General features: G+C 73.5%; 21 protein-coding genes. 19 read left to right on the top strand and 2 right to left on the bottom strand.

Going from position 1 to position 20,990, the window contains the following annotated elements; translation table 11 throughout:
- The first annotated feature begins 364 nt into the window (after nt 1–364).
- From DFP74_RS19825 to DFP74_RS19880, 13 genes are all read left to right on the top strand, one after another.
- Complete coding sequence (locus DFP74_RS19825) at nt 365–1,003, top strand: DeoR/GlpR family DNA-binding transcription regulator (RefSeq protein ID WP_233571051.1); 639 nt, start codon at nt 365–367, stop codon at nt 1,001–1,003.
- A 540-nt stretch (nt 1,004–1,543) separates the two neighbouring features.
- The gene (locus DFP74_RS19830; RefSeq protein WP_121183603.1) at nt 1,544–2,059 is read left to right on the top strand and encodes a hypothetical protein; all 516 of its coding nucleotides are present in this window, start codon (nt 1,544–1,546) and stop codon (nt 2,057–2,059) included.
- Nucleotides 2,053–2,910 (top strand): hypothetical protein, encoded by an 858-nt coding sequence (locus DFP74_RS19835; protein WP_121183605.1) that lies wholly within the window; start codon nt 2,053–2,055, stop codon nt 2,908–2,910. The genes DFP74_RS19830 and DFP74_RS19835 overlap by 7 nt, the downstream gene beginning before the upstream one ends.
- A 23-nt stretch (nt 2,911–2,933) precedes the next feature.
- A complete protein-coding gene (locus tag DFP74_RS19840) occupies nt 2,934–3,602 on the top strand; it encodes an SAF domain-containing protein (RefSeq protein WP_121183607.1) in 669 nt (222 codons plus the stop codon).
- On the top strand, nt 3,602–4,351 hold the full coding sequence (locus DFP74_RS19845; protein WP_121183609.1) for a hypothetical protein: 750 nt from the start codon (nt 3,602–3,604) through the stop codon (nt 4,349–4,351). The genes DFP74_RS19840 and DFP74_RS19845 overlap by 1 nt, the downstream gene beginning before the upstream one ends.
- Nucleotides 4,348–5,718, top strand: coding sequence for a CpaF family protein (locus tag DFP74_RS19850; RefSeq protein ID WP_233571052.1), 1,371 nt, complete (start codon nt 4,348–4,350; stop codon nt 5,716–5,718). The genes DFP74_RS19845 and DFP74_RS19850 overlap by 4 nt, the downstream gene beginning before the upstream one ends.
- A 20-nt stretch (nt 5,719–5,738) precedes the next feature.
- On the top strand, nt 5,739–6,581 hold the full coding sequence (locus DFP74_RS19855) for a type II secretion system F family protein (RefSeq protein WP_121188383.1): 843 nt from the start codon (nt 5,739–5,741) through the stop codon (nt 6,579–6,581).
- Nucleotides 6,581–7,477 (top strand): type II secretion system F family protein, encoded by an 897-nt coding sequence (locus DFP74_RS19860; protein ID WP_233571053.1) that lies wholly within the window; start codon nt 6,581–6,583, stop codon nt 7,475–7,477. Before DFP74_RS19855 ends, DFP74_RS19860 begins: the two co-directional genes overlap by 1 nt.
- Before the next feature lie 32 nt (nt 7,478–7,509).
- On the top strand, nt 7,510–7,680 hold the full coding sequence (locus DFP74_RS33575; RefSeq protein WP_158613027.1) for a hypothetical protein: 171 nt from the start codon (nt 7,510–7,512) through the stop codon (nt 7,678–7,680).
- 3 nt (nt 7,681–7,683) lie between these two features.
- Nucleotides 7,684–8,076, top strand: a complete 393-nt coding sequence (locus DFP74_RS19865; protein ID WP_121183611.1) for a TadE family protein — start codon at nt 7,684–7,686, stop codon at nt 8,074–8,076.
- Complete coding sequence (locus tag DFP74_RS19870) at nt 8,073–8,492, top strand: TadE/TadG family type IV pilus assembly protein (protein ID WP_255499559.1); 420 nt, start codon at nt 8,073–8,075, stop codon at nt 8,490–8,492. The genes DFP74_RS19865 and DFP74_RS19870 overlap by 4 nt, the downstream gene beginning before the upstream one ends.
- Nucleotides 8,489–8,893: a pilus assembly protein TadG-related protein gene (locus DFP74_RS19875; protein WP_233571054.1), complete on the top strand. Its 405-nt coding sequence runs from the start codon at nt 8,489–8,491 to the stop codon at nt 8,891–8,893. Before DFP74_RS19870 ends, DFP74_RS19875 begins: the two co-directional genes overlap by 4 nt.
- An 18-nt stretch (nt 8,894–8,911) precedes the next feature.
- The gene (locus DFP74_RS19880) at nt 8,912–11,749 is read left to right on the top strand and encodes an OmpA family protein (RefSeq protein ID WP_121183612.1); all 2,838 of its coding nucleotides are present in this window, start codon (nt 8,912–8,914) and stop codon (nt 11,747–11,749) included.
- A gap of 14 nt (nt 11,750–11,763) precedes the next feature.
- On the opposite strand, the gene DFP74_RS19885 is transcribed toward DFP74_RS19880, so the two are convergent.
- Complete coding sequence (locus DFP74_RS19885; protein ID WP_121183614.1) at nt 11,764–12,687, bottom strand: LysR family transcriptional regulator; 924 nt, start codon at nt 12,685–12,687, stop codon at nt 11,764–11,766.
- A gap of 71 nt (nt 12,688–12,758) precedes the next feature.
- On the opposite strand from DFP74_RS19885, the gene DFP74_RS19890 reads away from it, so the two are divergent.
- The 5 genes from DFP74_RS19890 to DFP74_RS19910 all read left to right on the top strand — a co-directional run bounded on the left by DFP74_RS19890 (nt 12,759) and on the right by DFP74_RS19910 (nt 18,038).
- Complete coding sequence (locus DFP74_RS19890; RefSeq protein WP_121183616.1) at nt 12,759–13,814, top strand: DMT family transporter; 1,056 nt, start codon at nt 12,759–12,761, stop codon at nt 13,812–13,814.
- A 140-nt stretch (nt 13,815–13,954) separates the two neighbouring features.
- Nucleotides 13,955–14,176 (top strand): hypothetical protein, encoded by a 222-nt coding sequence (locus tag DFP74_RS19895; protein WP_121183618.1) that lies wholly within the window; start codon nt 13,955–13,957, stop codon nt 14,174–14,176.
- 171 nt (nt 14,177–14,347) lie between these two features.
- Nucleotides 14,348–16,150 (top strand): hypothetical protein, encoded by a 1,803-nt coding sequence (locus DFP74_RS19900; protein ID WP_121183620.1) that lies wholly within the window; start codon nt 14,348–14,350, stop codon nt 16,148–16,150.
- A 64-nt stretch (nt 16,151–16,214) separates the two neighbouring features.
- On the top strand, nt 16,215–16,862 hold the full coding sequence (locus DFP74_RS19905) for an alpha-ketoglutarate-dependent dioxygenase AlkB (RefSeq protein ID WP_121183622.1): 648 nt from the start codon (nt 16,215–16,217) through the stop codon (nt 16,860–16,862).
- 90 nt (nt 16,863–16,952) lie between these two features.
- Nucleotides 16,953–18,038: a magnesium and cobalt transport protein CorA gene (locus DFP74_RS19910; protein ID WP_121183624.1), complete on the top strand. Its 1,086-nt coding sequence runs from the start codon at nt 16,953–16,955 to the stop codon at nt 18,036–18,038.
- A gap of 8 nt (nt 18,039–18,046) precedes the next feature.
- On the opposite strand, the gene DFP74_RS19915 is transcribed toward DFP74_RS19910, so the two are convergent.
- Complete coding sequence (locus DFP74_RS19915; RefSeq protein WP_233571055.1) at nt 18,047–19,567, bottom strand: transposase; 1,521 nt, start codon at nt 19,565–19,567, stop codon at nt 18,047–18,049.
- Between the two features lie 383 nt (nt 19,568–19,950).
- Between DFP74_RS19915 and DFP74_RS19920 the strand changes: the two genes are divergently transcribed.
- Entirely contained in the window at nt 19,951–20,964 is a 1,014-nt protein-coding gene (locus DFP74_RS19920) for a methyltransferase (protein WP_121183626.1), read from the top strand.
- The last annotated feature ends 26 nt before the right edge of the window (nt 20,965–20,990 follow it).

The following is a 20,990-nucleotide window of genomic DNA, read 5'->3' on the forward strand; positions in this document are numbered from 1 at the left end:
CGCCCACGCTCGTCGGCCCATGCGTCGGTTACAGGCCCAGGGCTCCAGGCCGGACGAAAATAGCACCGCTGCGCCAGGATATGGAACGGCTGATGAAGCCTTTTTCCCGCGCAGTTCGGGTTTCCGGTGAATGCGACGACCAAGGTAGCCTCTGACCAGTGCAGATGTCTGCTGTTTGTGCCTCGTTCACGTCCTCGGAAATGTAGATCACACTGCCCGTCATTGTGCGCGCTTCGCGGATCGTGGTAGAAGTTTGGCGCTGATTCAGCAGCTGCAATCCTGCATTAATTATTTGTTCACCATAAAGACTCCCTATTGACCGGTGGTGCCGGTTTTCCGGTCGAGGGATGAATGGGAGGCTGGCATGCCCGCTCGAGCTCGTACCCGTGGCGCCGTCGTACGCGGACCCAAGGTGGAGCGGAGCGTGGCCCTCGACGGAGCGCCCCCGGCTCCGGTGCGACAGCGGGGCATGGCGGCCGAGGAGGAGCGGATCGCCCAGGCCGCGCTCGCCGAACTTCCCGAGGGCGGGGTGGTGGTCCTGGACGCGGGCACGGTCACCGAGTGCCTCGCCGCCCGCCTGCCGCTCCACCACGGCTACACGGTCGTGACCAACTCGCTGTCAGTGGCCTCGGTCCTGGCCGCGCGCACCGACCTCACCGTGCACCTGATCGGCGGACGCCTCGATCGCAGGGCGGGAGCAGCCCTGGCCACCAGTCGGGAACTGGAAGGCCTCCATGCCGACGTCGCCTTCGTCGTCCCGGCCGGTGTCTCCTTCGACCGCGGCCTGACCAGCACCGACCCCGTCCAGGGGCGGAGCAAGCGGGCGCTCATGGACGCCGCGCGCACCGTCGTGGCCCTGGCCGACCACACCCGTGTCGACCACGACCACATGTCCCGCTTCGCCCACCTGGGTGACATCGACTGCCTCATCACCGACACGGGTCTGGCTCCCGACTCCGCGGCGCGCCTGGGTACCCGCGTCCTGCGGCTGCTGCGGGCCTGAGCGACGGATCGCGAGCGTCCCGCCGAGGCGAGGCGGGCCGGGCGCCCCGGCTCCGGCGGCCACGGATCACCCTCGGCGGTCGCAGGCTCCGGAAGAACCGCCGTGCGCCGCGCCCCTCATGTGGTTTCGTGTGTGCTTCGGTGATCGGTGGCCCTCTGGTGAAATGGCATGCGCATCTCCGTGAACAGAGGGTTTGAGGAGGGTGCTGAGGGGCTTGCTCAGGGTGAAACCCTGCTATAAAGTCAACCAAAACCAATAAAGACCACATGATTGGCAAGGGTGTGGTCGCAGGTCCGGGCCGTGCCGTGGGTCGTCCTCCGCTGTACGGGCGAGGTCGGCGGTACGGGCCGGCGTCCCCGCCGGCCCGCCGTCGCGCCCCACGGGAACGGTGGTCGGACCCGGCGCGGGACACGGCCGAAACCGTTCCGCCCGAGCCGGCCGACCACCTCGCCGCTGCCTTCACCCCGCCCCTTCCCCCGCCCCTTCCCCGCCGCCCGAGGCCACGGCAGCGGAACCCCCACCGAACGGAGTGCGACCGTGATGAGATCCAGGGTCTCCACCGCCTCCCGAAACGCGGCATTCGCGGGATGCCTCGTCGCACTCCTGCTGTCCACCGCGTGCGCGACCACCGCCGAGGGCGAGCCCCCGGCTCCGGAGCCGTCTCCGACCGCCCAGGCCACGGACGACGAGGCCGCCGCGCTCGCCGCCTACACGGGCATGTGGGAGGCCGTCGTCACCGCTTCCCACGACGGGACCGACGGCTCCGCCGAGCTCGAACGCCACGCGGTCGACGGGGCCCTGGCCCTCATGACCCAGGCGCTGCGGGACGCGCGCCAGACCGGAGGCGACGTCTCCGGTGAGCCCGTGCTGGACCCCGAGGTGCTGATCGAGTCCTCCGGCAGCGCACAGGTCACCGACTGCCTCGACGACTCCTCCTGGCGCCTGTCCGCGCAGTCCGCGTCCGCGGAACCGCGACGGGTGGACGCCGGCCTTGTTCACGACGGACTCGCCTGGCGCGTGTCCGACCTTCGGATCTGGGAGCCCGGAACATGCTGAAACGCACAGGTACGGCCGCAATCACGGTCATGGCGGTCGTGCTGACCGTCCCGCCCCCGGCCGCCGCCGACCCTTCGTCGTTCCTCGGCCAGGTCGAGTGCGGGAGCACCGGCGGCCCCGGGTGCGCGGTCCTGCTCCGCTGGTGGCAGACACAGGGCGGCACCCCCGGCACCCCCGGCACCCCCGGTGCCCCGGGTTCCGGGGGAACGGGGTCAGGGACCGCCGAGCCCGGACCCTACGACTCGGTCGACTGGAACGCGATCGACTGGGAGAACGAGGTCGACTGGGACTCGATCCCCTGGGACGAGATCGACTGGGACGCGGTCGACTACGACGGCGAGGGCGAACCGCCCACCGACCCCGTGACCCTCATCCAGGAGTCCATCGCCTCCTTCGAACTCCCCGCGCCGCGCATCAGCACCTCGCCCGACCCCGACGGCCTCGTGCTCGTCCACACGCCGGTCTGGCTGTGGGTCGAGGAGGAGGACTGGGCCGACGCGGTCGCCACGGCCGAGATCCCCGGCTGGTCGCTGTCGATCACCGCGACCCCCTCCGGGACCCACTGGACCATGGGCGACGGCACGGAGATCGTCTGTGAGGGGCCGGGCACCCCGTACGACCCGGCCGTCCACGACCCCGAGGCCGAGTCGCCCGACTGCGGCCACGTCTACACCCGGGCCTCCATCGGCCAGGACGACGGCGCCTACACCGTCACCGCGGCCATCAACTGGGAGGTCGCCTGGGAGTTCTCCGACGGAACGAACGGCACGCTCGACACCGCCGCGACGTCCTCCGAGGTCGCCGTCACGGTCGAGGAAGCACAAGGACTGGTCTCCGGCTCCGGCCGCTGACCGTGGAAGGCACTGGAGACGACATGGTGGGCACAAGCACCGGCCCGACGAGCCGCACCCGACCCAGCCCGGCGCCGCCGGTCCGGCTCCTGGGCAGCGGGCCGCGGCGATGGCGCTGGCTGGTCCTGGGCCTGGCCCTGGCCACGACCGGCGCCCTGGCGGGCGTCACCGCCGTCGAACGGCTCGACCAGCGCCAGGGGGTCCTGGTGGCCGAGGGCGACCTGCCCGCCGGGCACGTGGTGGGCGCCGGCGACCTCAGGGTCGTCCGGCTCACCGTGGCCGACGGGGTCTCCGTCATCGGGGAGCAGGAGCTGGAGCAGGTCATCGGCCGTCCGCTGACCGTCCCCGTGGCCGACGGCTCCGTCCTGGCCGCCACGGCGCTCGGACCCGACGCGGCCTACCCGGCCGCCGAGGAAGCGGTCGTGGGCGCCGCTCTCCCACCAGGCCGCTACCCCTCCTCCCTCCAGGCCGGCTCGGCGGTGTCCGTCGTGCTGATCGCCGAGGACGGCGCGGCCGAGGACGGCGGGGCCGAGGCCTACCCCGCCCGGGTCGAGAGCGTGGAGCCCTCCGCCACCGACGGCTCGGTGATCGTCGAACTCGCCGTCGCCGCCCTGGACGCCGCCCGGATCTCCTCCGCCGCCGCGACCGAGAGCGTCGCCGTCGTCCAGGTCCCGCCCAGGGGAGGCGCCTGATGACCAGAACCGTGGCCCTGTTCTCGCTCGGCGGCGCCCCCGGCGTCACCCTGGCCGCCATGGCCCTGGCCGCGGTATGGCCCGAGGACTCCGGCGCCGTCCTGGTCGAGGCCGACGCCTCGGGCGGCGACATCGGCGCCTGGCGCACGCTCCAGACCTCGCCGGGACTGACCGACCTCGCGGCCGCACTGCGCCACGGGGCGGACGGCGGGCACGGGGCGGGCCCCGCCGACCACGCCCAGACCCTCCCCGGCGGGCTCCCTGTCTGCCCCGCGCCGCCCTCGCCCGACCGCGCGGACGGGGCCGTCCGGCTGCTCGCCCAGAACACCGCCTCGCTCGCCGCCGCACCCGGGGCCGTGACCGTCCTCGACCTCGGTCGGCTCGCTCCCCGCACCGCCACCGCGCACCTGGCCGCCCACGCCGACACCGCGCTCCTGCTGGCCCGGGACGACCTGGCCCAGCTGCGCCGGGTCCAGGAGTCGGCGGCCTACCTCTTCGAGACCCTGCCGGGGCTGCGGACCGTCATCACCGGCGGCCGGGGCTCCACCGCCGAGATCGCCGAGGCCGTGGGCGTACCCGTGTGGGGCCGACTCCCCGAGGACCGGGGGAGCGCCGCCTTCCTCCGCGGTGAGAAGGGCCTGCGCCGTCCCGAGCGCCGACCCCTCTTCCGCGCGGCGGCGTCGCTGTCCCACGCACTCGTCCAGGACGCGGCGGTATCGCCGCGCGAGCACACGGAGGTCGCTGTATGAGCAGGATCGACGAGATGTTCGAGAAGAACCCCACCCAGCCCCTCGAACTCGACCCCGGCGTCACCGAACGCGAGGACGAGTGGGTGGAGTGGACGGCCGCCGAGGCCACCCGCCGACTCAGCGAGCTGCTGCGCGAGAACACCGAGATCGGTGCCGCCGACTACCGGCGCGAGGCCGAACGCGTCATCGCGCGCATCCTCGACGAGGCCGCCAGCGAGGCGCTGTCCGAGGGCCGGCCCGTCCTCTCCCCGGCCACCGAGGCGGGCATCTCCCGCCGCGCCATCGCCCAGGTCTGCGGCCTGGGCCCCCTCCAACCGCTGCTCGACGACCCCGAGATCGAGAACATCAACGTCAACGGCTCCCGCGTCTGGGTGCGCTACGCCGACGGGCGCCGCGAGCAGCGGCCGCCGCTGTTCGACGACCCGGAGAACCTCATCGCCCTGGTCCGGCGGATCGCCGCCGAGTCGGCCACCGGCGAGCGCCGCTTCGACCCCGGCGCCCCGATCCTGGACATGCCGATGCCCGGCGGCGAGCGGCTCAACGCCGTCATGGAGGTCGCCCGCCAGCCGGCCGTGTCGATCCGCCGCCACCGCCACAGCCGCACCTCCCTCGAACGGCTGCGCAAACTGGGCACCCTCGACCCCTTCCTGGTCCGGCTGCTGCGCGCCGCCGTACTCGCCCGCCGCAACACCGTCATCACCGGCGGAACCGGCGCGGGCAAGACCACCCTGCTGCGGGCCCTGGCCTCGGAGATCCCCACCACCGAACGCCTCGTCACCATCGAGGACGTCTTCGAGCTCGGGCTGGACCGCGACACCGACGCCCACCCCGACTGCGTCGCCCTCCAGGCCCGCCCCGCCAACGTCGAGGGCGTCGGCGAGATCACCATCGCCGACCTCGTGCGCGCCGCCCTGCGCATGTCCCCCGACCGGGTCATCGTCGGGGAGACGCGCGGGCAGGAGACCGTGCCCCTGCTCAACGCGATGAGCCAGGGCAACGACGGCAGCCTCACCACCCTGCACGCCGCCGACTCCTCGGGCGCCTTCACCAAACTGGGCGCCTACGCCGCGCAGTCGGCCGAGCGCCTGCCCCTGGAGGCCACCGCCTCCCTGGTGGCGGCGGCCGTCCACCTGGTCGTGCACGTCTCGGCCGTCCCGACCGGCGGGCGCCGCGTGACCAGCGTCCGCGAGGTCGTGGGGGCGGAGGGACAGAACGTCGTCTCCAACGAGATCTACCGCCGGGCCCGCACCGGGGAGCGCCTGCCCGCGGCGCCGCCCAGCCCCGACACCCTGGACGCCCTGGTCGACGCGGGGTTCGACGCCGCCCTGCTGCACGCCGACGTGAGCGTGGGGGGAGCGCTCTCGTGACCGCGACCCTGCTCGTCGCCATGTGCGGCGCCTTCGCCGGGGCGGGCGTGTGGCTCGCCCTGGTCTCCCTGTTCCCACCCCGGGACGGGGCGCGCCCCCCGCGCCTGCGCGCCGCGCTGACCGACCGGCACCGGCCCGTGCGCCTGGCCGTCTCGGTGGGCGCGGGCCTCCTCGCCTGGTTCGCCACCGGGTGGCCCGTCGCCGGAGTCCTGCTCGCGGCCGGTGCCTGGTGGGCTCCTCTGATGCTCGGACCCGACCGCCACCACGAACGGCAGGTGGCCGGGATCGAGGCGGTCGCGGCGTGGACGGAGATGCTGCGCGACCTGATGGCGGGCGCGGCCGGGCTCCACCAGGCCATCGCCGCCACCGTCCCCATCGCCCCCGAACCGGTGCGCGCCGACGTCGTGCGCCTCACCGACGCCCTGCGCCAGGGCACACCGCCCCAGACCGCGCTGCGGCGGTTCGCCGACGACGTCGACAACCCCACCGCGGACCTGGTCGCGGCGGCGCTGAGCAGCGCGACCTCACGGCACGCCACCGACCTGGGCGTCCTCCTGGGCAGCCTCGCCGAGGCCGCGCGCGAACAGGCGGCCATGCTGGTGCGCGCGGCGGCCGCGCGTGCGCGCGTGCGCACCTCCACCCGCATCATCATCGGGGTGACCCTGGGGATGGCCGTGGCCATGCTGCTGTTCAGCCCCGACTACCTCGACCCCTTCGACGGCGTCCTCGGTCAGTCCGTGCTCGCCGTCATCGGTGCCCTGTGGGCGGCCGCGCTGGCCTGGCTGGTCCGGCTGTCGCGGCCCAAGCTCGGCCCCCGCGTGCTCTCCGCGGGCGTACCCCGTGAGACGGAAGTGGCGGCGTGATGCCCGACTCGATCCTGCCGGCCGCCGTGGCCGGAGCCCTCATCGGACTGGGCCTGTGGCTGCTGCTGGCCGTGCGCTTCGCCGGGCCCACGCTCGCCGAGCGCCTCGCCGCGCGCCCGCCCGCCCCGCCGGCTCCGGTCCGCGAGGCGAGCACCGGCGTGCTCGCGCGCCTGGGGGCGCTGGGGGTGCCGCTGCTGGCCGGGCTCGGCCTGCCACGGACCCGCACCCTGCGCGACCTGGCGGTGTGCGAACGCGATCCGGCGGCCTTCCTCGCGGAGAAGGCCACGGGAGCGCTCCTAGCGGTCACGGTGCCGCCCCTGCTGGGTCTGCTCCTGGGCGCGTCGGGCGTGGCCCTGCCCGCCGGTTACGCCGCCCTGGGGTGGGGCCTCTTCGCGCTCGTCGTCTGGTTCGCACCCGACCTGTCCCTGCGGGACGAGGCGCGCAAGCGCCGCGAGCGCATGCGGCACACCCTGGCCGCGTTCGCCGACCTCGTCGTGGTCTCCCTCGCCGGGGGCGCGGGCGTCAACGGCGCCCTGACCGACGCGGGCTCCGCGGGCGACGGGTGGGCCATGGTCCGCATCCGCGAGGCCCTGCGCGACGCGGCCCTGCGGCGCCGGCCGCCCTGGACGGCGCTGCGCGACCTCGGGGAGCGCTACGACACCCCCGAGTTCGACGAACTCGCCGCGAGCCTGCAGCTCGCGGGCGCCGACGGGGCGCGCATCCGCTCCTCGCTCGCCGCCAAGGCCAAGACCCTGCGCACACAGTTCCTCTCCGACCTGGACGCCGACGCCCAGTCGGACACCGAACGGATGAGCCTGCCGGTCGTCCTGCTCTTCGCCGGCTTCCTCGTCCTGCTCGGCTACCCGGCCCTGAGCCACGTCCTCTTCAGCCTGTGAACCCGTCCTCGATCCATCCAGGAGATCCCCTGATGAAGCGCCTCACCGAATTCCTCCGCATCCGTCTCGGCCTGCCGAAGGACGATGGCGGCTACTCGACCGAGACGGTCGTGGTGATCGCCCTGCTGGTGGCGATGGCCATCGTCGCGGTGGGCTTCATCTCCACGACCGTGACGACGTACGCCCAGAACATCACTCTCTGAGCGATGGCCTCTTCCGACGACGACCAGGGCAGCGCCGAACTCGCCGTCGCCACCCCGCTGCTCCTGTTCCTGATGCTGTTCGTCATCCAGACGGCGCTGTGGATGCACGGCGACCACGTGGCCGCGGCCATCGCACGCCAGTCCGCTGAGGCCGCCCGCACCGCCGACGGTGCGGGCGCCCAGGCCGGTGCCGAGGCCGTCGCCGACGAACTCGGCGGCTCGCTGCTGGTGGAGCGCACGGTCACCGTCGAACGCGGCGAGACCGAGGTCCGGGCGGTGGTGGAGGCGCGCGTCAACTCGCTCCTCCCCGGACTGACCTGGCCGGTGCGTCAGGAGCTGTCCGTGCCGGTGGAGCGGTTCGTGCCACCGGAGCCGCAGACGGGAGCTCAACCGTGAGAAAGCCGTACGAGGACGACCGGGGCGCGGCGTCGGTGGAGCTGGCCCTGCTCACCCCGATGATGATCGGCTTCGCCCTGCTGGTGATCCTCACCGGGCGTGTGATCGGCGCCGGTGCGATCGCAGACGAGGCCGCCCACGCCGCCGCGCGCGCCGCCTCCCTGGAGCGGTCCGTCCCCGCGGCCGAGGCCGGCGCGCGGGGCATCGCCGAACGGAGTCTGGCGGCCTCCGGTCTGACGTGCTCGGACCACACCCTGGCCCTCGACCACGGCGGCCTCCAACCGGGCGGAGCCGTGACGGCGGTCCTGGACTGCCGGGTCGGCCTGGACGACCTGTCCGGGCTCGGCGTGCCCGGCAACGTCACGGTCCAGGGCAGCTCGACCGTGGCCGTGGACACCTTCCGGGGGCAGCCGTGAGAGACGTCCGATCCGACGACGGCCAGGCGACGGCGTTCGTCGTCGTCATGACCACCGCGTTCGTGTTCTGCCTCGGACTGGTCTTCGACGGCGGGGGCCTGCTGCGCAGCCACACCCAGGCCCTGACGATCTCCCAGGAGGCCGCGCGGGTGGGGACGCAGCAGTTGGACTGGGCGTCCTACCGCGAGGGCGGGGACACGGTGCGGCTGGACCCCGCCGCCGCTGCCGCCGCCGCCCAGGGCTTCCTCTCCGCCTCCGGTGCCACGGGCAGTGTCAGCGTGGACGGCGACACCGTGACCGTGACGGCCCAGGTCCCCTACACCTTCACCCTGCTGCCCGTGGGCACCACCACGACCGAGTCCACCGCCAGCGCCCGCCCGTACACGCAGCCCACCCCCTAGACGTTCAGTGAGGCGGCCATGTCACGAATTCGCAAGCCGAGCGCGGTCGCCCTCGCGGCGGTGGTCCTGCTCGGGATTCCCTACCTGCTCGTGTGGCACCTGGTGTGGCCGGACCTCGACCTGTCGTGGTCGGGCACCCTGGTCCACCTGCGCGGCCTGCGGCTGCCGCCCGGGCTGGGCACCGCGCTCCTGATCGTCGTCCTGTGGGCCCTGTGGGGCCTGTACCTGGCGGGGCTCGTGGTGGAGGGCGTGGCGCGCGTGCGCGGGACCACCGGCCTGCTGCGGCCGCTGGGCCCGTTGCAGGTCGTCGCGGCCACCGCCGTCGGGGCGAGCGCCCTCGCGCCGACCTACGCCCTGGCCGACACCGTCGCCGGTGCGGACGAGGCCGGGGACCAGGAGACCGCAGGGGAGGGGGACGCCGCACCGGACGCGGAGGAGGCGCCGCGCGCCGTCGAACGCGAGCGCGTCGTCGCGGGGTTCGCGACCGGGTCGGCGGAGCTGACCGAGGGGATGCGCGCGGACCTGGCGCCGGTGGTCGATCTGCTGCGCGAGTTCGGCGCCCCGGACGTGCCCGTGCTGGTCACCGGGCACACCGACCCGACGGGGGGCGCCCAGACCAACCTGGAGCTCTCCGAGCGCAGGGCACAGGCGGTCGCCGACCACCTCGCCGCCGAACTCGGCGACCGGCCCCCGCGGACGGACGTCGAGGGCGCCGGTTCGAGTGAGCAGCGCGAGGGGGACCACGCGGACCAGCGCAGGGTCGAACTCGTCTACACGGTCCGCACGGGGCCCCCGGAACAGCCGCCCGCCGGCGCCGAGGAACCCGGGGACACGGCGCAGGAGGATGTCGCGGCCGAGCCCGGCGCGGCGGACGGGGGCGATGCCACAGGGGACACGGAGGCCGAGGAGCAGGTCGCGCTCGCGTCCTCGTCGCAGCGGAGCGGGGAGGAGGAGCCCGAACGCGTCATCGTGATGGAGGTGCCCGACCACGCGGTCACCGTCTCCGCGGCGTTCGCGGGCGTGCTCGGCGGCTACGTCCTGGCGCGCGGAGGCGTGCGCCTGCCCCGGGCGGTCCTGTCGCTGCCGCGTCGGCGGACGCAGCCCCGGCTCGCCCTGCCGCCCGTACCTCCCCGTCCCACGCCCCAGGACGAGATCGACGACCGTGTGAGCGTCGAACTGGGACACGTGCCGGGGATCGGCCTGACGGGCGCGGGCATGAAGGGCGCGGCCCGCCGACTGCTGGTCAACGCGCTCGTCACCTCGGATGCGGGTGTCGCTCGCGTGGTGATCACCGAGGCGGACACCGGGTGGCTCATCGGTGAGCGGGGTCGGGACCTGCTCGGCGAGCACCCCTGCGAGCCAGTCCGTATGGTCGCGGGGATGCCGGAGGCGCTGGCGGTGCTCCAGCGCGAGCTGCACGAGGTCTCCGACGAGGCGCTGAGCACGGACGAGCCCGCACCGCTGGTCCTGGTCGCACGGCCCGACCCGGAGCACGAACTGGCGCTGTCGGCGCTGCTGCTGCACGGGCAGCACCGCGGAATCAGCGCGGTCCTGCTCGGACGGTGGCCGCTCGGCGGGAGCTGCGTGGTCGAGGAGGACGGCCTGATCACCGAGACCAGCACTCCGCTGGCGCCGATCTTCCACCACTCCTGGCCGGGGAGCGACAGCGACGAGGTGCTGCGGGCGATCCGCGCCCACCGCCACTCCCGGCCCGTAGCGGACACGGACACACGGCCCCCGGAGGAGGACGAGCGGCCCGAGGCGGCCGAAGCCGTCCCGGAGCCCGCGCCGCGTCGGACGGCCGCCGAGGTGGTGGCTCTGTCCGGGTTCTGGGACTCCCTGGTCGAGGACGACGGTTCCGAGCAGAACGCCTTCTGGGAGGGCGTGCCCGAGCTCGGCGCGACCGGCCCGCCGACCGCCGGAACCGGCTCGGAGCCCGAGGCCGGTTCCCGGCACGCTTCCGACTCCGTGCCTCCGGAGGCGAGCGAGGCCGCCGACGGGGCCGTGGCTGCGTCCACACCCGCCGCGACAGCGGAGACCGGGGCCCCTCACGAAAACACGGACGGTCGTGAGTCCGAACCCGCGCTCGGGGAAGACGTTTGCGCACCCGGTGAGGAGGCACTCGCCTCCAAGGCGACAGAGGAGACCGAGGCCCCCCACGAGACCGCGAACGAGTGTGAGCCCGAGCCCGAGGAGGACATTTCCGCGTCGGCGCCCGGGCCCATAGATCGCTCTGCGCCGCACGCGGCCCCCGAGTCCGCGCCGGCAGCCGTGAACAGCACCAGTGAGGCCGCCGACGTACTCACGCCGGCCCCTGAGCCCTCGTCCGAGGCCGTGGGCGGCCCCGTGCGTTCGTCCGAGGCCGAACCGCCGGAGGCGTCCGAGAGCGCCGTGTCGGCGCCTTCGCCCGCACCGGCCGACCTCACGCGGGAGCGGGCGTCCACCCCTGCCCAGGAGCCCGTCACCCCCGCCGGACCCGCACGCGGATCACGGGCGTCCCGGCGGGCGGGCGCGGCGCGCCAGGGCACATCCGCGCGGCGAGTGGACGCGGGTCCGTCCCCGTGGCGGGAACCGACCACGCAGTCCACCGCCCAGGAAGTGTCCGCTCCGGCGAAGGGATCGAGTGGCACGAAGCGTTCGGAGGGCGCGGGCAAGCCCCGGCGGCAGGAATCCGGCACGGGCGCGCCCGCCTCCACGACCCAAGCCCAGACTCAGACCCAGGCCCAGACCCAGACCCAGGCCCAGAGCGCGCCGGGCGAGGCGGAGCAGGACGATGGCACGTCCAGCCGACCGCTGCCCGGCAAACCCAGGAAGGCCGGCCGCGGCAGGACCTGGCGCCCCAAGAGGACGCCCTGACAGCGGCGGGGCCGCTACTCCAGGTCCAGGGGCGGGACGTCGTCCAGGATGCCCGTGGCGGACTCGTGCAGGTAGCGGGCCACCAGGCGGATGGGGCGCCAGGCCCAGGTGCCGGTGCGCCCGGCCAGGTAGACCTGGCGCGCCCCGCCCACCTCGCCCAGCGGCGCGTGCGCCACGCCGCGCCGGGTCTCCGCCGTCAGCCGCGGCACCACGCCCACGCCGGAGCGCGCCGCGACCAGGTCCTCGAACAACCGCAGGTTGTCGATGCGGTGCGCGATGCGCGGGATGAACCCGGCGTCGGCGCACATGCGCCGGATCAGCGCCTCCTCGTCGCCCCGGAAAGGACTGGCGATCCAGGAGGCGTCGGAGAACTCGCGGAGCTTGCGCCGGGTCAGTGTGCGGCTGTCGCCGTCCGCGGAGGGCTGGGCCAAGAGGAGACCCTCCGTGCCCACTGGGTGAACAGACAGTGTTCCCGGAAAATCTCGGGGGAGAATACTGTACTGGTAGACGATCCCCAGATCGGCACCGCCGTCCTGCAGGAGCGTGAGCGCCTGGTCCGACTCGTGCTCGGTCAGACGGATGTCGATGCCGGGATGGTCCTCGCGCAGCCGGCGCAGCGCGGGCAGCACCACGGGGGCCGCGCTCGTGTACATCACCAGGTCCACGCGCCCGACGGGCTCCCCCTCGCCGTCGAACTCCGCCTGGGCCTGCTCCACCCGCGCGAGGATGTCCACGGCGTGCTCGGCCAGGCGCCGGCCGGCCGGGGTCAGCCGCACCCGCCGCCCGTCGGGGACGATCAGTGGGACGCGGGCCTCCTTCTCCAGGACCGCGAAGTGTTTCGAGACGGCCGACGTGCTCATCCCTGTGACCTCGGACACTGCCACCATCGTGCCGAGGCGGTCGAGTTCGACCAGGAGCCGGAGCCGGGTGAAATCCATCCACCAAAACTACACGGTCCATCAACCAATGGTCCGTGGACAGAAACGAAACGCGTGGGTCCAATGGTCGGGTGATCCGCTCCCTGACTCCCTCGCTGCGCCGTGCCCCCAACCGGGTACCGGCGCCCGTCATGCTGCTCATCGGCATGTTCACCCTGCACACCGGCAGCGCGCTGGCGGTCACCGCCTTCGCCCACGCCAGCCCCGCCACGGTCACGTGGCTGCGGCTCACCTGGGCCGCGCTGCTCCTGTTGGCCCTGGGCGGGCCCTCGCTGTGGCGGGCGGTGCGCGCCGCGAGCCGGCGCGAGCTGGGCTCCGTGGTGATCCTGGGCACAGCGAGCGCGGGGATGATGCTGTTCTATTCCGAGGCGACGGCGCGGATCGAGCTCGGCACCGCGACCTCCATCGAGTTCCTCGGCACGCTCGTGGTGGCCGTCGCCGCCATGCGCCGCCGCCGCGAACTCGTGTGGATCCTGGCCGCCGTGGTGGGCGTGGTCTGCCTCACCCGCCCCTGGCTCGGCGAACTCGACCTGGTGGGCGTCGGCTTCGCCCTGGCGGGCGCCGTGTGCGTGGTCGCCTACATCGTCCTCACCCAGAAGGTCGGTGCCGGGTTCTCCGCCGTCCACGGCCTGGCCCTGACGATGACCGTCGGCGCCCTGGTCTCCGCGCCCCTGGGCGCGCCCGCCGCGTTCGCCGCGCCCGACCTGGACCTGATCCTGTTCACCCTCGGGATCGCCCTGCTCTTCCCGATGGTGCCGTTCCTGCTGGAGATGGTGGCGCTGCAGCGGATGAGCCGCACCGCCTACAGCACGTTCTCCAGCATGGAGCCCGGGGTCAGCCTCATCATGGGCCTGGTCATCATCGGCCAGTCGCCCGCCCTGGTGCAGATCGCCGGTATGGCGCTGGTGGTGGTCGCGGGGGTGGGAGCCACCCGCGGCGACAGCGCCCGCCCGGTGGTGCGGGAGGACCCGGGCGCCGAGCGCGCGGAAGGCGGTGAACCCGGCTCGCAGGGCCGCGCCCCGGAGCCGGGCCCCGTCCTGGTCGGCGGCGACCTCCTCGACGGCGCCGCGCGGCGCGCGCACGCGCCGGTCGAGGGCGGTGCGCCCCTCGCGGGCCGACGCCGGTGAGGTCCGCGCGCCGCCCCCGGCCACCTTGTCACCGGGGATCCATCCGAACGGGTCCCCGGGGGCCGTCCCGTCCGCGGGCCGCGTCATGTGCTTCACTGCGATCGTGGCGCAGCGCGAGAGGCTGAGGAGGTGGTCCAGGAATGGCGAAAGGGAAGAAACCGACGCCGTCGGATCCCTTCTTCGTCCGCGTCGCCGAACTGACCGACCTCGGTTGGCGCGAGGACGAGGCCTGGAACGAGACCCAGGCCCGGGTCAGGGCCGAGGAGGCCCGTCTCGAGCCCCAGGACGAGTCCCAGCCGCCTTCAGAGAACGGTGAGGGCCGGTCGCCCGGCCCCGCCGCACGGTCCCGCCCTGTGCCGTGAGTCACATCCACGGCGGGCGGCCGGCGCACGGACCGCCTGTTCCTCGCGCCGACGCGACTCGACAGGGGTTCTGAGCAGCGAATTCGCCCACATGGCGCCCCGTTACAGGTCCTGAGCAGGGCAAACCCCGGTCCCGAACCCGCCCCCGAATGCACTAGCTTGGTGCGAATCATGGCCGCCACATCTGACCTCGAACTCCTGCGCGCCCACGAACCCGTGCTCATGTGCACGAAGGGGGAGCTCTTCCTCCCCGCCGACGTGGACGCCTACGTACGCAACTGCAGCCTGTGGATCGAGGAACCCGGCGGGGGAGAACGCGTCATCGTCCCCGCCGGCGAACTCGATCTCGACCGCCTCGCCGGGGCGGAGGAGGAATGGCCGCACCGGCACAAGCACCTGCGCTTCGTCCAGGAGGAGACGCTGCGCGAGGAGGCACGGCGCTTCAAGGGCATGTCCCGCTCGGTGATCCCCAAGAGCGGCCGCCTGGCCGCCGTCGGCGTCCTGGGCCGCGTCCTGGACATCCTCATGAAGATCTCGCTGCTCATCCGCGGCGCGGTCCCCGGCGGCGTCACCTTCGCCGCGGTGACCCGCTACCGCGAGCGCGTGGACAACGGCGCCGCCACCTACTACGGCCGGGTCACCCGCGAGGGCGGCTACCTCATCCTCCAGTACTGGTTCTTCTACGCCATGAACGACTGGCGGACCATCTACGGCGGCGTGAACGACCACGAGGCCGACTGGGAGCGCGTCACCGTCTACGCCGTGGAGAACCCCGACGGCACCACCCGGCCGGTCTGGGTCGGCGCGTCCTCGCACGAGTACCACGGTGACGACCTGCGCCGCTCCTGGGAGGACCCCGACCTGCACAAGCAGGGCGACCACCCCGTGATCTACGTCGGCGCCGGATCGCACTCGCACCAGATGCTGCCCGGCGACTACCTTATCCAGGTCGACCCCGCGGTCCTGCGCGGCCTCGTCCGCGCCTGGCGGCGCATGAGCCAGCGCATCTTCCGCGCCGACAGCGCCATCCTGCGGCACGGCATCGGCGTGCCCTTCGTCGACTACGCCCGCGGCGACGGCGAACGCCTGGGCCCGGGCGGCGACCGCGAGTGGAACGCCGTCCTCATCGACGACGACACCCCCTGGCTGCGCGGCTTCCGCGGACTCTGGGGTCGCGACACCCGCGACTTCTTCGACGGCGAGCGCGCCCCCAGCGGGCCCCGCTACGAGCGCGACGGCAGTATCCGCCGCTCCTGGGCCGACCCGCTGGCCTGGGTGGGACTGCAGAAGGTCGCGCCCACCGAGGCCACCGCGCGCGCCGAGCTGCGCTCGCACGTGCAGGGCCTGGAGGAGCGCATCCGCGAACTCGACGCCGACGTCATCAGCCGCCGCGACCACCTGCGCCGCCTGGACGCCGCCCGGATGGTCCTGGAGCGCGAGGCCCAGTCCCGCCCCCGGGCCCGTGAGTACTCCGAGCGCATCGACGAACTGGAGATGGAACTCGCGCAGGTCTACGAGGAGCGCGTGCTCACCGCGGACGAGCGCGACACCCACCTGCGGGCGCTGGCCTCGGGCACGCCGATGGTGGCCCCGCCGACCGCGCACCTGCGCGCGCCCCACCTTCCCTACGCCTCGGGTGAGCAGCGTTCCACGCGCTTCCTGCACCTGTGGGTGGCCCTGAGCACCCCGCTGCTGCTGATCTCCCTGGCGCTGCCCCTGTTCCTGCTGGACCGGCAGTTCACGCTGTACGCCATGCTCGGCGTCGTCGTGGCCTTCGCGGCGGTCGACTCCATCGCCCGGCGCAAGTTCCTGCAGTTCCTCACCGGGCTCGCGGTGCTCGCGGTGGTGGTGGGCCTGATCGTGGGGGTGGTGGCCGCCTTCATCGCCGACTGGCGCATCACGATCTCCGTCCCGATCGCCATCGTCGTCGTGGTCCTGTTCGTGGTCAACGTCCGCGACCTCGTCCGGCGCTGACCCCTCCCGCGTCGGCCGCCGGGCCACGGTGGCGCCGGCGGCCGACGCGGGCCACGATGGAGGCATGAGCGACGCGTTGTTCGGGGCCCCGCCCGTGGAGGTGGCGCCCGGCGCCGTGCACGTGCCCGGGTGGCTCGACGCCGACACCCAGGCCGACCTGGTCCGGCGCTGCCGCGCGTGGTCCCGGGGCCCGGCCGGGATGCGGCAGCACACGATGCCGCGCGGCGGCGTGATGAGCGTGCGCATGACCAGCCTGGGCTGGCACTGGGCCCCGTACTCCTACAGCCGCACCCTGCCCGACGGCACTCCGGTCCAGCCCTTCCCGGACCTGCTCGGGGACCTGGCCGTGCGCGCGGTGACGGCCGCCTACGGCGCCCCGCCCGCGGCCGACGCCGACCCCTACGACGTCGCCCTGGTCAACTTCTACGACGCCGACGCCCGCATGGGCATGCACCAGGACCGCGACGAGCGCTCGCCCGCCCCCGTGGTCTCCCTCAGCCTCGGCGACACCTGCGTGTTCCGCTTCGGCAACACCGAGACCCGCACCCGCCCCTACACCGACGTCGAACTGCGCAGCGGCGACCTGTTCGTCTTCGGCGGTCCCTCGCGCATGGCCTACCACGGGGTCCCGCGTACCCGGCCCGGCACCGCGCCACCGGACCTGGACCTGCGCGGGCGGCTCAACATCACGATCCGCGCCCGGGGCGAGTGACCCGCGGCCCCACTGGCGTGTCGGCGCGCACGGCGCGGCGGGTCGGGACAGGATCGTGCGGGTCGACGCCGCACACACGAGGGGCCGCCCATGACAGACGCCGCACCCGAACGCGTGATGGCCCTGGGCGGTGAGGCGGTCGCGGCGCCCGCCGGACCCGGCGCCGTGCGCTCGGTGCTCCACCGCCGGGGGCGCCTCGAACGCGAGACCGACACCAGCGCCGAGGCCCGCCGGGCCCTGGACGAGGACGACGGCCTCATGGCCTGGGTCGCCCTGACCGAGCCCGACGCCGCACAGGTCGCCCGGGTCGCCCACGAGTTCGGCCTGCCCGAGCCGGCGGTGGAGGACTCCGTCGTCGCCCACCAGCGCCCCAAGGCCGAGCGCTACCGCGACGGGCTCTTCGTGGTCCTGCGCCCCGCGCGCTATGACACCGCGCGGGAGGTCGTGCGCGTGGGCGAGGTCCACGTCTTCACCGGCCACCGCTTCGTCATCACCATCGCGCACGGCGACCACGGGGAGACCGACGCCGTGCGTGAGCGACTGGAGGAGGCGCCGCGCCTGGCGGCCATCGGCCCACTGGGCGTGCTCTACGCCGTCCTGGACCGGGTGGTGGACGACTACGCCCCCGCGGTGTCCGGCCTGCAGGACGACATCGATGAGGTCGAGGACCAGGTCCTGGCCACCGACCGCGACGCCTCCCGCCGTACCTACCGGCTCTCGCGCCAGGTCATCGCCCTGCAACGGGCGGTCGATCCGCTCGGGGACGTCCTGTCCGACCTCCTGGCCGGACTGGAGCGCCCCGAGACCCTCGGCCCCGGCCAGCCCCAGCCCTACGGCGAGCGCCCCGACCGCGAGGCGGTGCACGCCTACGTGCGTGACGTCGCCGACCACGTCGCGGCCGTGCGCGAACGCGTGGACGGATTCCGCCAGATGCTGCAGAACATCCTCACGGTCAACAGCGCGCTCATCCAGCAGGCCCAGAACGAGGCGATGAAGAAGGTCTCGTCCTGGGGTGGCATCCTGGTCGTGCCCACGCTCATCTCGTCCGTGTACGGGATGAACATCGCGCCTCAACGCGGTTTCCACTGGGCGTTCAGCTGGCCGCTGACCCTGACCGCCATGACACTGGTCAGCATCACCCTCTACGTTGTGTTCAGACGCCGGAACTGGCTGTGAGACCGTTCTTATCCAGTGTGCAGGAGTGGGTGTTGGGCCCATCTGCTGTCCCTGCGCGTGTCCCGAACGGTGGTGGACGCGCTGGTTCCCCGCGTTCTCTCCTCCCCTGCCCGGTGACGCGCATCGTGTGCGCGTTCCGTGGCAGGGCGGCGGGGTCCCTCACGCCCCAAAGCGCCCGGTTCGGTCTGGACGGTCCGAGGCCCGCCACCATCACTCCGGTGGTGGCGGGGCGGTGCCGTCCGACGCCGGACCGGGTGCCCCAGAGCGCGCCTGCCAATGGCCACCGCGGCGGCGTCATGGCGAGTCATGTTTCGGTTGTTGCTGTTCAGGGGCTCGGCCCAGTGCTGGGCGCCCCACTTCGAGGTGTAGGCCGGGTCCACGGCCACGACCGCGATTGCGCGTTCGGCGGCCATCGACACGAGGCGGGCCCGGAGCCTGCCGGTGGGCATGCCGGAGATGAGCTGCCGGAAGCATTTCCTGCGGCCGTGCTTCTCCCGGGTCTTGCCGGTGGTGAAGTCCAGGTCCTCGATCGCGATCGCCTGTACGCCGGTGCGCTTGGTCCAGTGCAGCAGCCTGGTCAGGGCGTGCCGGACCTGGGCGTCGCGGTGCGCGGCGCTGCCGGTCAGGTCGAAGGAGAACCGTTCGGGGTTTCCGGCCGGGTTGCCGTGGGTGTCGAGCCGGTAGGCGGCCAGATGGTCGGCGTTCATATCGACCCCGACCATTCCCCGGGCACGGGCCGCCGCCAACGGCAGGGTTCGTGTCTTGGGGCGGGTCCAGGACGCGGTGATGTACCACCGGGCCCGCTCCGCGTCGTGGTGGATGCGGTAGGCCACCGCCCGGTCGGCTTCGACGCGGTCGGCCCACTCGGCGCCCCGGTGAGCGAACACCACCCGGCAGGAGAGCACGTAGCGGCCGTGGGGGGCGTTGGCCAGGTGTTCCAGCGGGACCGGGAGCCGGATCGACACCCGCCCCTCCGGTGTGAGGCGGATGGTCTCGTTGCCGTACCGCTTACCGGACTCCCCATCGGCCTGGAGGAAGAACCGCCCGGCCTCCCACCGATCCCGCCACTCGGCTTCAGTGAGCTGAGCCTGGTCCAGGTGGTGGCGCGTGTTGAGCAGGCGCTTGCCGCCCCGCACCACGTGCACCCGCCCGGCCTGGAAGTCGGCTCGCTCCTCGGCCAGCCGGCCTTCCAAAGTGGCCAGGCGGCGGGCCTTGGCGTGCCACTCACGCCGCGACCGGTACCCGCCGGAGGTGTGCCTGGTGCCCTTGGCACCCAGGGCGAGCGAGAGCCGGTGCTCCAGCATCCGGATACCCGCTTCGAGCTTGTGCAGGTGGGCGAGCTGGCTGCGGCGGGCCAGCGCCCACTGGTCGTGGCTGGCCTTGGTGATCGACCCCGCCCACCGCGACGTGGCCTCCCGGCTCACCTGACGTTTACGCGCCGCCCAGGTATCGGCGTCGTGGTCACGCCCCTGACGGCACCGGGTCGCCAGGTCACCAGAAGCCAGCGAGCCCAGATGGGCACCCACCACACGCAGGACCTGCTCATCGGCCGGTGTGAGGTGTGTGAGCCGGTCGCGTACCGCCACCCCGGACGGGCCCGGGACCACAGAGGGGGCGCCAATGGACCGCAACCGAGTCGTGTCGCGCTGCACCACGAGCCCCACCTCCCGAACCTGGCCTGGTACGTGTGTTCGATCGGAAAGCTAGCAGCGCGGGCGGGGCCGTGTCCGGCGAACCACGAAAATCAAGGACAGCGTCCCCACCCAGGGCCCGGCACCCCCGGAACACGCACGAGCACGACCGGGAGTTCGCGACCGAGGCGCGTCCATGACCACTCCTGCGTGGGTAAGGACATTCATGCACACTCAACCGGCAACAGTCCCCAACCCCTCGAACCGGAAGGCGGGCAACGGTGACCGAAGACGAGAACGCCGGCCGCGAACTGATCCGGCTGATGACCGGCCCCTGGGCGGCCCGGTCCGTGGCCGCGGCCGTGCGCCTGGGCGTGGTGGACCACCTGGCGGAGGGAGCCGCGGACACGGCGGAGCTGGCCGAGTCGCTGGGGCTGCGGGCCGACCGGCTGAACCGGCTGCTGCGCCTGCTGAGCGCGGTCGACGTGGTCCGGACCCGGTCGGGCCGCCACGAGCTCACCGACACCGGCGCCGCGCTCCACCGCAAGCACCCCTCCCGCCTGCGCGACCTCGTGCTGCTCTACGACAGCGCCATGTTCGCCCAGGCCTGGGGGAGCCTGGAGGAGTCGGTGCGCACGGGGCGGACCGCCTTCGAGGTCGCGCACGGCACCGACGTGTTCAGCTACCTGTCGGACCATCCGGAGGACGCCGGCCTCTACTCCGCCGGCATGGCGGCCGGCGGACGGTTCGGCACGGCGCTGCCCGCCGTCTACGACTTCACCGGCGCCCGGGTGGTCGCCGACCTGGGCGGGGGCGACGGCGACCTGCTCGCCACCGTCCTGGACCACGCGCCCCACCTGCACGGCGTGCTCGTGGAGCGCCCCACGGCCCTGCCCGCCGCCCGCGAACGCCTGTCGGCGTACCTGGAGAGCGGACGCGCCACGATCGAGGCCGGCGACTTCCTGGAGTCCGTGCCCCCGGGTGCCGACGTCCACATCCTCAGCCGCGTCCTGCACAACTGGTCCGACGACCGGGCCAGGGCCGTTCTGCGGCACAGCCGCGAGGCGCTGGCGCCCGGCGGTCGCGTCCTCATCCTGGAACGGATCCTGCCCGACGACGGCAGCCCGCTGCTGTCCTCTCTCTTCGACGTGCACATGTTGGTCATGACCACCGGCGCCGAACGCACCGAGCACCAGTACGAGACGCTCCTGCGCGAGGCCGGCCTGACCACGGAACGGGTGGCGGACCTGTCCCTGGAGATGCGATTGCTCGTGGCCGCGCCGCTGCCCGGGTGAGTCTCCCCGCCCGCGCCGGGCGGGGA

It is taken from the genome of Nocardiopsis sp. Huas11 (genome assembly GCF_003634495.1).
In the GTDB taxonomy this organism is placed as follows: domain Bacteria; phylum Actinomycetota; class Actinomycetes; order Streptosporangiales; family Streptosporangiaceae; genus Nocardiopsis.